Here is an 11,827-nt window from a genome sequence, read left to right on the forward strand (position 1 = left end):
CTTGAGTCCAGCCAGAAATAGCTGTGTTATGAGTATTTCCATTTTCAAAGCCCTCTGTATAAGGAAAAGAACTTATTACCGGGTCTGGTTTTGTAGTAAAATACCAAACAGGACAATTTGAAGCATTCCCTCCTTTATTATAAGGAATAACCTGCCACCAGTATTGAGTGTTATATGCTAAATCAGGGTCATAAGTTATTGCTGTTCCCAAAGTTATTTGATTTAAAATTGTGGTATAAGGAGTCACTGTTCCTAAAGAGAGTTTATAACCGGAAGGATTTCCTCCCCCATTTGCCCAATTGAGGGTCTGAGTAAGTTCCACATTGTTTGCTCCATTAGCAGGACTGCTAATTGTTGCCGGATTGGGTGGAGGAGGTGTATAGGTAATAGTAATATTGGGTCTTTGTTTATTACGAGACCCATCGCCACTAGGAGGATTATTATCAGCTTGCCAGTATTCATGCGTGTTATTACTCCCCGCTGTATAGCGTATTCCTGCACCAGCAGGAGTTCCATTTCCAGTGCCACCATAATTTCGCTCTACCATAACTATTAATCCATTTCCATTAGGAACATCAAAAGAAGTGGTAAAATTAAACAGGTTCCAACCCTCTGCTAAAGTAGAACTATGAGTTGCATCATAAACAAGAGTTGCACCGTTAATCATATTTGCCCAGGTAGTTTTTGATAAAGTTGTTGCTGTAGTCCTCTTCAGATATATCTTAGTCGGGACATTAACTGTTACAGCTGTTGTGGAATACCAGGAAAGAGCAGTTATTCTGATATTCTGAGAAACTAATTCAGAATCCTTATATAGAGCAGCGCTTCTTTCATAGCCATAACAGGAACCGAGAGGATACCTTTGAGTGCTCTTTTCTGTTCCAATTGTCATATCGTCGGCAAAGACGAAAGATGTAATAAGAATTAGGGTTAAAAGAAGTAATATTTTCTTCATCCTTGTTTACTCCTTAGTGTGTATTATTTTATTATTCATTTTTACGATTTTATGCGGTATTTAGTTTAACATTCCTTTACTTTGGACGCAAAGTGTAAATTATCGCATCCAAATAAACCTACGCGGGAATGATAAGCGTTTATATTACCTTTCTTATCAGCAGAATATTTTGTTGCTGCATTAAAAACATAACTAACAACCATAGTATCTCCATAAAAGAAATATATCCGGTATCTTAACTCCTGTATTTGTTATACGATTTATGATAAATCATATTAACATCATATAAAGAATTAAAATATTAAATCAAACAACTACGAAACAAATTATCGTATTCATTGATTTATAAGTCCTATTTCTAAATGCCTGAATATATGTCAAGCCCTATATAGGTATTTTTTCATGCTATTTTTGCTATGAAAATTACCAAAATTTCTAATATATTAAGATACAAGAGGTTACGCTTCCGAAAATTGTGGATATTTTTCCACATACCCCCAAAAATATTTTTATTTCACTGAGAAAATGGAGAAAAGAAGCGTAAATTGAGAATGGATTTAGCGAGATAGTGAGATGGCGAGATGGCGAAAGAGAGAGATGGCGAGATGGGAATAGAGGGTAAGAACGAAATTTATTTTTTTACAAAGAGAGAAAGAGGATTTTAAACAAAGAGAAAAAGAGGAAAAGAGAAAAGAGTTCAAATGGAGAATTGAGAATGGAGAATGAACGGTGAAGGGTGAACAGTTAACAGTGAATAGTGAAAAAAAAAGAAGACAGGATTAAAAGGAAAACTTGGATGTTCATATCAGTTATTGAAGCACATTCAAGTTTATAAATCCCTAAAATCCTTTAATCCTGTTTTTTTGTACCGGCGCTCGCTGTAGCGCCGAATAAATAAGGCGGAACAGCGTCCGCCGGTACCAAAAACGGCGGAACGGCGTCCGCCGGTTACATAAGTCATCCCAGAGCTATTAAATCCTCCAAATCCTGAAATCCTTAAATCCTCGTTTCAAAAATCCTATCTGTGTAATCTGTGTAATCTGTGAGAGTATATTTTTTCCACCATCTTCATTTTTCATTGACGAAAAGGGGCTTATTTTTTGGCTTGCCATAGAAAGAAAATTAATAACACAGGAGAAACAAAATGAGACAGGTAATAGTTATAAGTGCCAAGCGCAGTCCCATCGGTAATTTTGGAGGCGTTTTCAAAGATATTTCGGCGGTTCAATTAGGAGTAACCGTTTTACAGGCAATGCTGAAGGAGACGGGTTTAAAGCCGGAACTGATTGATGAGGTTATCATTGGTAATGTTTGCGGAGCAGGTTTAGGGCAGAATGTAGCAAGGCAGATAGCTATTCACAGTGGCATTCCGGATACCGTTCCTGCCTACACAGTGAATAAGGTTTGCGGTTCAGGAATGAAAGCGGTTTCTTTAGCTGCCTTGATGATTGGTTCAGGAGAAGCGGATATTATTGTAGCCGGTGGAACGGAAAATATGAGTCAGATACCTTATGCTTTGAAAGATGCGCGTTGGGGAGCCAGAATGGGTAATAAGGAAATGGTGGATTTAATGATTCGGGATGGGCTCAGCGATATTTTCAATGATTATCATATGGGTATTACGGCAGAGAATTTAGCCGAAAAATATAATATCAGTAGAGAAGAACAGGATGCTTTTGCAGCCCAAAGTCAGAATAGAACTGAAGAGGCACAAATTACAGGTAAATTTAAAGACGAAATTGTTCCTTTCAGCATTCCCCAAAGAAAGGGAGAGCCGATAATTGTAGATAAAGACGAAATGCCCCGGGCGGGAGTAACGGTTGCCTCCATTGCCAAGTTGCGTCCTGCCTTTAAAAATGACGGAACTGTAACTGCAGCCAATTCCAGTGGTATAAATGACAGCGCGGCTTTTCTTATTTTGATGAGTGCAGAAAAAGCGAAAGAACTTGGTCTGAAAGCTATGGCAACTTTTGTGAACAGTGCTTCGGCAGGAGTTAATCCATCATTGATGGGTTACGGTCCTGTTCCGGCAATTAAAAAAGTGCTGCCCAAAGCGGGATGGACTTTGCAGGATATTGAACTGGCAGAACTGAATGAAGCATTTGCAGCGCAGTCCTTAGCTGTGCTGAAAGGATTGGAACTGGAAGGAATTGGAAAATTGAATCCGGAAATCGTGAATGTGAACGGTGGAGCTATTGCTTTAGGACATCCCATTGGAGCAAGCGGAACAAGAATAATTGTTACATTGCTGCACGAAATGAAACGCAGAGAAGCGAAAAAAGGATTGGCTGCTTTGTGTATTGGTGGAGGAATGGGAATTGCTACGCTCTGGGAACGATGAAAGGTGAACGGTGAAAAGTGAACAGTGAAGGGATTCAGCGAGATGGTGAGATAGCGAGATGGCGAGATGGAAAGAGAGAGATAGCGAAATGGATGTTTTTACAAAGAGAGAAAGAGAAAAAGAGAATAAATTGAGAATGGAGAATTGAGAATTGAGGGTGAAAGGTGAAAGGTGAACAGTGAATAGTGAAGAGTGAATAGTGAAAAGGAAAGATGACAGGATGGAAAGGAAAGATGACAGGATGAATAGGGAAACTTGGATGTTCATATTAGTTATGGAAGAACATTCAAGTTAATAAATCCCTTAAATCCCTATAATCCTGTTCATCCCAGAGCTACTAAATCCCTAAAATCCCTGTAATCCTGTTCATCCCAGACCTATTAAATCCCTTAAATCTCTATAATCCTGTTCATCCCAGACCTATTATCTTTTTTATCTGCGGAATCTGCGAAATCTGCGTGCAAAACTTTGAACTTTGAACTACGAACTTTGAACTTTGAACTACGAACTTTGAACTTTGAACTATATAACATCAAGGAGTATATAAAATGTCAGAAAGGTTGAAATTAGACAGAAGTATGTCTCTTTTTGAAGAGGCAAAGCAACTTGTTCCCGGTGGCGTTGCCGGGATAAGAAGACCCTACAATTTTGTTCCGGGTGAGTATCCCATTTTTTTTGAACAAGGCAAAGGTGGCAGAGTTATTGATGTTGACGGTAACGAATACATTGATTTTCTTTGTGCTTACGGACCTATTATCATTGGTTATCGGGAAGACGAAATTGATGAAGCAGTTATCAATCAGATTAAGAACAGGGGTTTTTGTTTTTCTCTCACTCAGGAATGGCAAAACACTTTGGTAAAAAAGCTGAGAGAACTGATACCCTGTTGCGATATGGCTGCTTTGGTAAAAACAGGTAGTGATGCCACAACAATTGCCATTCGTGTAGCCCGGGGTTGGACAGGTAAAACCAAGATTGCGCGTTGTGGGTATCATGGCTGGCACGATTGGTGTGTAGAAGTGAAAGGGGGAATTCCTCCCAAACTCTATGAAGATATTTATGAATTTCATTATAACGATTTGGAATCCCTGGAAGCAATTCTGAAAGCTAATAAAGATGATATGGCAGGGATAATTATAACCCCCGTAGGTCATCCTAATGGAGCAGAAGTTCAAATGCCGAAACCAGGTTATTTGGAAGCAGTGCGGGAACTGGCAAATCAATATCATTGTTTGCTGATTTTTGATGAAATCCGCAGCGGGTTCAGATGCAGTTTGGGGGGTGCGCAGAAATTGTTTGGAGTAACACCTGATTTATCCACTATCGGAAAGGCAATGGCAAATGGTTATGCTATTGCTGCTCTGGTAGGCAAGGAAGAATATATGCAAGTGATGGCAGATAAAGTATTTCTTTCCTCAACCTTTTTCCCTAATAGCGATGGAATTGTAGCTGCTATCAAAACAATTGAAATTTTGGAAAGAGACCATATTTTGGATGTAATAGCCGAAAAAGGAAGAAAGTTTGGAGCGGAAGTTGAGAAGGTAGTGGCAGAATCAGGTGTGCCGGTTAATTTTACAGGGGCACCCTGGATGCCTTATATAACCTTTAAAAAAGATGAGACAGGGCTTTATAAACAGCTGCGGACAGAATATTACACTCAGTTAATTCGGCGTAATGTTTTTATGCAACCATATCATCATGGTTATATTTGTTATCGGCATACGGATGAGGATTTGGCATATACCGTGGAAGCAATTAGAGAATCCCTTGCCGAAGTGAAAAAGATGTTATAAGAGATAACCTGAATGGCAAAATATATATTTGTAATGGGTGGCGTGCTTTCTTCCTTAGGGAAGGGCATTGCCACCGCTTCCATCGGTATTTTATTAAAATCAATGGGTTATAAGGTTGTGCTGCAAAAGTTTGATCCTTATTTGAATGTTGACCCCGGAACAATGAGTCCTTTTCAACATGGCGAGGTTTTTGTAACGGATGATGGAGCAGAAACAGATTTGGATTTAGGGCATTATGAGCGTTTTGTGGATGAAGCGTTAACCAGGTATTCCAGCAATTCTGCAGGTCAGATTTATGAAAGTGTGATAGAAAATGAACGCAAGGGTGTATATTTAGGCAAAACGGTGCAGGTTATTCCGCATATCACAAATGAAATTAAAGGTAGAATTCAGCGTTTGGCAAATGATTATGACATTGTGATTACAGAGATTGGCGGAACGGTTGGCGATATTGAAAGTTTACCTTTTTTGGAGGCAGTGCGTCAGTTACGATTAGACCTGGGTTATTACAACACGCTATATATCCTTTTAACCTATGTGCCGTTTGTGAAGTCAGCAGGAGAATTGAAGACCAAGCCCTCACAGCATAGTGCGTATAAATTACGGGAAATAGGTATTCAACCGGATGTTTTACTCTGCCGAAGTGAAAAACCTTTTGCTGAGGATATCTATAATAAGATAGCTCTTTTTACCAATGTTCCGCGAGAAAATGTAATCAATGCCATAGATGTAGATTGCGTTTATGAAATTCCGCTCAATTTTCAGAAAGCAGGTCTGCCGGAAATCATCTGTCAGCATTTCCAATTGGAACAGAGACAAATCGTTATGCAGGACTGGCTGCAGTTCTTGCAAAACACTAAAAATGCACAAGAAACCGTTACTATAGCCGTTTGCGGCAAATATGTGAAGCATCAGGATGCCTATAAAAGCATAGACGAAGCACTTTTTCATGCGGGTTCCGCTTTATTGAAAAAGGTGGAAATTGTCTGGATAGATAGCGAGCGCAATTTTCAGGAAGAAGATATTGCCAGGGAACTTAGAGGAGTTCAAGGTATTCTTGTTCCCGGTGGTTTTGGCATTAGAGGAATTGAAGGTAAAATTGCAATTGCCAAATATGCCAGAGAAAACAATATTCCCTATTTGGGCATCTGCCTGGGAATGCATACAGCCGTTATTGAATGTGCCAGGAATTTATGCAATTTGCAAAAGGCGAATAGCACTGAATTTGATGAATTAACTCCCGCTCCAGTTATCCATTTGATGGAAGATCAATTGTATCTGAAAAGAATTGGCGGGTCTATGCGTTTAGGGGCTTATCAATGTAACTTGGTGAAAAACAGTAAAGCATTTTTGGCATATCAAACAGAAAGCATCAGCGAAAGACACAGGCATCGTTATGAATTTAATAATGACTATCGCGAAGCAATACAAAATGCAGGGCTTAAAATAAGCGGTTTATCCCCGGACGGACTTTTGGTAGAAATTGTAGAATACCCTGAATTGGATTTCTTTGTGGCAGTGCAGTTCCATCCGGAATTTAAAAGCCGACCTGTTAATCCGCATCCGCTATTTAGGGACTTTGTGCAAGCGGCGGCAAATAAGAGATAAGGATTTTGGGAACGAGGATTTAAGGATTAAAGGATTTAAAGGATTTAATCGGTATGGGATGAACAGGATGGAAGGGATTTTAGGGGATTTAATAGGTATGGGATGAACAGGATGGAAGTGATTTTACTGGATTTAATAGAAATGGGTTGACTGAGAACATCGTTCCTCCGCATTTTGTGTAGCCAGCGGACGCCGTTCTTGGTACCGGCGGACGCCGTTCCGCCGTTTTTTTATTCGGCGCTACAGCGAGCGCCGGTACAAAGCGCCGGTACAAAAACCCATTCTAAGCATATTTTTGCATATTTTCGCTACCCTATTGGCAAGCATCGTTGTCAGTTGGGAACAGAAATCCGCGGGAAATTTAGGTAAGCAGCAGGAAAATCATTGACAAAATCCCCGCTCTTAAAAAGTAGATTACATTATCCGATGCTGAAGTGGTGAAATTGGTAGACACGCTAGTTTCAGGGACTAGTGAGCAATGCGCTCATGGGGGTTCGAGTCCCCCCTTCAGCACCATTTTTTTATTCTAATTTATACCTTCCGCTGATATTTTCCTGCTAAGCAAAGAAAAAATAATCATTGACTATCCCAGCCCTGCTGCAATTATAGTTTTATCTTGAATAAAGACCCCGTTTTCGGTGGTAAATATAATATAAGGGAGTAATAGAAATGGAAAGGAAGATATATGTACTGGATACCAATGTGCTGATTCACAATCCCCAAGCACTCTTTTCCTTTGAGGATAACAGAGTTGTTTTACCAATTGTAGTTATTGAAGAAATTGACCAGTTTAAAAAAGGGGTGGATGAAAAGAGCCGTAATGCCCGTCAAATAGGACGCTATCTGGATGCATTGCGGAAAAAAGGGAAATTACAGGATGGCGTACCTACAGAAAACGGCGGCACAATTCAGGTTACAGTAAATAAAGATATTGCCAATGCTGCTTCGGAGCTTCTATTTTTGGATAAAAACGATAATCTGATTATCGGCACGGCATTGTATTTTAAGCAGCATTATCCAGAGTCCATCGTTACTCTTGTTTCAAAAGATGTAAATGTGCGAGTGAAAGCAGATTGCGTAGGCATCAATGCCGAAAATTTTGAGACCGATACTATTAAATATGATGAATTCTTTACCGGCTGGGAGGTTTTAGACCTAGAGCCGGAACAATTCAGGGCATTGGAAGAAAAGGGATATTTAGATAATATCTTTGGTGATTTTTTCCCCAATCAGTTTGTGCGTGTTCCCATTCCTGATAATCCCAATCAATATAAAACCTTGCGTTATCATTATGGACGCAATCAGTTGTATCTCATCAATCATTACACGGGACAGCAAATCTTCGGAATTACAGCTCGTAACTTTGAGCAGGAGATGGCATTGGATATTCTTTTAGATGACAGCATCAAACTGGTTAGCTTATCCGGTAAAGCTGGAACAGGAAAAACCCTTTTAGCTATGGCTGCCGGATTGCAAAAGGTGGTAGAAGAAAAAAAATATTCCCGTCTGGTGGTTTCGCGTCCTATTTCTCCTTTAGGCAAAGACCTGGGCTATCTACCCGGTTCCAAAACCGAAAAATTCAACCCCTGGATGCAACCTATCTATGATAATATGGATATTTTACTATCCTCACATCCGGAAAAAAATAAAGATAACCCGAAAGATAAGAAGAAATTTGATATTAATGACCTGATGGATATGGGATTTTTAGAATTGGAACCCTTAACCTATATTCGGGGTCGTAGCTTACCCAATCAGTTTTTCATCATAGACGAAGCCCAAAATTTAAGTCCGCACGAAATGAAAACTATCATCACCCGTGCCGGAGTTAATACCAAAGTAGTGCTTACAGGTGACCCTTACCAGATAGATATTCCTTATCTGGATTCGCAGAGTAACGGTCTTTCCGTTTCTGTAGAAAAATTTAAGGGAGAAATTCTGGTAGGTCATATCACTTTGGATAAAGGCGAACGCAGCGCTCTGGCTGATTTAGCCGCTAAGTATCTCTAAACTATGCCTTACCGAAAGAATTTTGACCGCAGCCGGGTGGAAATTAACCTTTCCGCTTTCAGAGCTAACCTGCATCTCCTGAAAAGTTATTTGGAACCACAGCAGCAATTTATGATGATTGTGAAAGCGGATGCTTATGGGCATGGAGCGATAGAAATAAGCAAAGTTGCCTGCGAGGAAGGAGCTGTCTATTTAGGAGTTGCCAATCCTGAAGAAGGGCGTTTATTACGCTTACAGGGTTGCAAGGAACCGATTTTAGTGCTTTCGCCTTGTTTAACAAACGAGATAAATACTATTTTGGCAAACGACCTGGCAGTTAATGTTTCTTCTTTGGATTTTGCCAAGGCATTGAACAGAAATGCCAAAGCAGCTAATAAACAGGCAGTTGTTCATCTGAAAGTAGATACAGGTATGCATCGCAGCGGGATTTTGGATAGCGAATTTATCTCTTTCTATGCCAAAATAGCCAATATGGATTGGATAATCATTGAAGGTATATTCAGTCATTTTGCCTCTGCCGAAAGCGATTTGGATTTCAGCCGCAAGCAGGAAGAACGATTTTGGAATATTATAGATAATCTTGCGGTTCATCCGAAATATATGCACATTGATAATTCCAATGCCTTGGTAAATGGTTTGGGAAAACGCAGCAATCTTGTTCGTTTAGGTATTATGGCTTACGGCATTCAAATTCCGGGAAATAAGGATATTGGCTTGCAGCCGGTGATGTCTTTTAAAACTATCCTTTCGCAGATAAAGCACATCAGTAAAGGCGAGGCGGTTGGTTATAACCGTTCCTGGATAGCCCAAGAGGATTGTGTTTACGGAATACTTCCAATCGGTTATGCCGATGGCTATGATTTTATGCTATCCAATTGTGGTGTTGTTTGGCTGAAAGATAAACTCTGCAAGGTGATAGGACGCATTTCTATGGATATGATTTGTGTGGATTTATCCCCAGTAGAAAATCCTGCTATAGGCGACGAGGCAATCCTTATTGGCGGTTCTCCTAAAGAGACCAAAGCAGAAAATCTGGTTGCCAGATATGGTGGTAATGCTTATGAATTGCTTTGTCAAGTTGGTCGCAGAGCTAAGCGCTATTATTTTCAAGAAGGGAAATTAGTTCATAGCGCTCCTCTTTCCCGGCGGGATTTTGTTCCTGACGATTTTTCGGACAGCAAACTGAATCAGATAATTGAATCGGCAATAGCCCAACGCTTACAAAGCATTGAAATAGGTGAACTTATCTACCGTGAAATGCTACGGGATTTCTTTTACTATAAGGATAGAGATATTCACTATAGGTATAATTTTCAACATAAAATCATCTTCTCTCATTCTTTGAATTCGGGTTATTACAATGTAGTTACTATCCTTAACTTTGACAAGGTCTTAAGTAATGACTACTTTTTAGTTGCCTGCGCTTCTTCCGATGAAATCCTGCGCCGTTATTTCAAACGCAGCGATGTTGAATATCGCTGGCTGATGGATGATAAATTTGAACTGGATACAGAAAGCTTTATCGTTAGCTTGGCAAAAGTGGATGATTTAATTCTTAAAACCACTCTCACCTATATCAATGGCTGTTTGGAAATTAGATGCTCACATCCCAATCTGAAAAACAAAATAGGAAAAAAGGTTCATTTTACTATCAATACAAATACCCTATATCCATCTTCTTTGCATCAATTCAGCGTTTTCATCACGGAACTTACACGCGGAGTTGATATTGCCTTTCAGTTTCCCGCCGAATTAGATACGGTGGATTGTGTGCCCTTTTTCTCGGGACAGGATAAAGACCCGGCTATCAGTAGAACCAACGCTGAAATAAGGGTTTCCAGTGAACCTGAGGAATGGATATTTCCCGTTAGCGGAGTTGTTTTTGCCTACTGAAACCAAAAAAATGTTTGACAAATCTTCCGTCTCAGTTTAGTTGTTCCCGCAAGTTAATTGCTTATATTAGATTTAGATACGGACTTGCAAAGGAAATGAATCTCTCTCTGGAAATTGGATTATTGATTAGAGTTCTTAGCTTAGGAAGAATTGCTTATGAAAAAATTGCCCTTAATATGCATCACTCTAATTTTGTGCATACCACTTATTGCCGGAAGCTTTAACTGGTATTCACAAAATGATGAACGCTGGAAAGCGGAACAATTAGGTTCGGGAAGAACATCCATTGGCAACAGCGGTTGCGTGCTAAGCTGTCTCTCAATGCTGTTAAATGCAGAAGCCAGCAATGAGTATATTACTCCAGACCGCTTGAATGAATGGCTGAAAAAGAACGGTGGCTACGCCGGCAGCAATATGCGTTGGCAAATCCCCGGAGAAATAGATGGTAACGGCTTGGGGCTGGAATTAGTTGCCCAAAGCAAAGTTAGAAACGACTGGGGTTTTCTTTCCGGCGAATTGGCAAAAGGTAATAAGGTTATTGTGAAAGTTGCCGGCAGACGCAGTCATTGGGTTCTGGTTATTAAACAGGATGGTGCCAAAGATAAACCCTCTTCTTACATTATTAACGACCCCGGAATGAAAGAATACGAAGAACGAACTCTTGCCTATTTCGGAGGGTTTAAATCCGCCCGTTCCTATTCCGGAAACTGGCTGGATGAGCAGGCATTTGATTTGGATAGCGAAATTAATGTAGTTCCCGTTTCCCAGGATGAACTCTTTCTCTATGATGTTGCCAAATTGCCTCATCCTGCAGATGTTTATGTAACTTTGCATAACAATTTACCAGTGGATATTTCCGGTTATTTTATTCTCGGTCTCTTTGATGAAGACGGAACTTACCTTCGCACCGTGGACTATGAATATGCGTCCATAGAATCAAGCGGTAATTATGACCTCCTCTATGAATTGCCAGATGTTAAACCTCTGAATGAAGAACACCAAGACCTGAAGATTATATACAGTAAATACTTTTCCAATATGCCTTCTTTAACCGAATCTATAGAGCTGATTAATAAGGGCATTAAGAATTATACTCATACTACCAATTAAAAAGGCGCTTTTTGTACCGGCGGACGCCGTTCCGCCGATTTTGGTACCGGCGGACGCCGTTCCGCCGATTCGGCGCTACAGCGAGCGCCGGTACATCCCCACCGGTACAACAAAACC

7 protein-coding genes and 1 tRNA gene are annotated in these 11,827 nt (G+C 40.1%); 7 read left to right on the forward strand and 1 reads right to left on the reverse strand.

Going from position 1 to position 11,827, the window contains the following annotated elements; genetic code table 11:
- A partial coding sequence (locus PLE33_08645) for a hypothetical protein (GenBank protein ID HPS61310.1) occupies positions 1–955 on the reverse strand: 955 nt, incomplete at its 3' end.
- 1,144 nt (positions 956–2,099) lie between these two features.
- Between PLE33_08645 and PLE33_08650 the strand changes: the two genes are divergently transcribed.
- The 7 genes from PLE33_08650 to PLE33_08680 all read left to right on the forward strand — a co-directional run bounded on the left by PLE33_08650 (position 2,100) and on the right by PLE33_08680 (position 11,710).
- Positions 2,100–3,296: an acetyl-CoA C-acetyltransferase gene (locus tag PLE33_08650; protein ID HPS61311.1), complete on the forward strand. Its 1,197-nt coding sequence runs from the start codon at positions 2,100–2,102 to the stop codon at positions 3,294–3,296.
- A 548-nt stretch (positions 3,297–3,844) separates the two neighbouring features.
- Positions 3,845–5,089, forward strand: coding sequence for an aminotransferase class III-fold pyridoxal phosphate-dependent enzyme (locus PLE33_08655; GenBank protein HPS61312.1), 1,245 nt, complete (start codon positions 3,845–3,847; stop codon positions 5,087–5,089).
- A 12-nt stretch (positions 5,090–5,101) separates the two neighbouring features.
- The gene (locus PLE33_08660; protein HPS61313.1) at positions 5,102–6,697 is read left to right on the forward strand and encodes a CTP synthase; all 1,596 of its coding nucleotides are present in this window, start codon (positions 5,102–5,104) and stop codon (positions 6,695–6,697) included.
- 428 nt (positions 6,698–7,125) lie between these two features.
- Positions 7,126–7,213, forward strand: a tRNA-Leu gene (locus PLE33_08665).
- A 153-nt stretch (positions 7,214–7,366) separates the two neighbouring features.
- On the forward strand, positions 7,367–8,707 hold the full coding sequence (locus PLE33_08670; GenBank protein ID HPS61314.1) for a PhoH family protein: 1,341 nt from the start codon (positions 7,367–7,369) through the stop codon (positions 8,705–8,707).
- A gap of 3 nt (positions 8,708–8,710) precedes the next feature.
- Entirely contained in the window at positions 8,711–10,600 is a 1,890-nt protein-coding gene (gene alr, locus PLE33_08675; GenBank protein ID HPS61315.1) for an alanine racemase, read from the forward strand.
- Between the two features lie 156 nt (positions 10,601–10,756).
- Positions 10,757–11,710, forward strand: a complete 954-nt coding sequence (locus PLE33_08680; protein ID HPS61316.1) for a hypothetical protein — start codon at positions 10,757–10,759, stop codon at positions 11,708–11,710.
- Positions 11,711–11,827 lie beyond the last annotated feature (117 nt).

Source organism: Candidatus Cloacimonas sp. (assembly GCA_035403355.1).
In the GTDB taxonomy this organism is placed as follows: Bacteria; Cloacimonadota; Cloacimonadia; order Cloacimonadales; family Cloacimonadaceae; genus Cloacimonas.

What these genes read in the sequence shown, in the direction of transcription:
- PLE33_08680 (HPS61316.1), top strand. Translation starts at nt 10,757, where the DNA reads ATGAAAAAATTGCCCTTAATATGCATCACTCTAATTTTGTGCATACCA.
- PLE33_08650 (HPS61311.1), top strand. Translation starts at nt 2,100, where the DNA reads ATGAGACAGGTAATAGTTATAAGTGCCAAGCGCAGTCCCATCGGTAAT.
- PLE33_08660 (HPS61313.1), top strand. Translation starts at nt 5,102, where the DNA reads ATGGCAAAATATATATTTGTAATGGGTGGCGTGCTTTCTTCCTTAGGG.
- PLE33_08670 (HPS61314.1), top strand. Translation starts at nt 7,367, where the DNA reads ATGGAAAGGAAGATATATGTACTGGATACCAATGTGCTGATTCACAAT.
- PLE33_08655 (HPS61312.1), top strand. Translation starts at nt 3,845, where the DNA reads ATGTCAGAAAGGTTGAAATTAGACAGAAGTATGTCTCTTTTTGAAGAG.
- alr (HPS61315.1), top strand. Translation starts at nt 8,711, where the DNA reads ATGCCTTACCGAAAGAATTTTGACCGCAGCCGGGTGGAAATTAACCTT.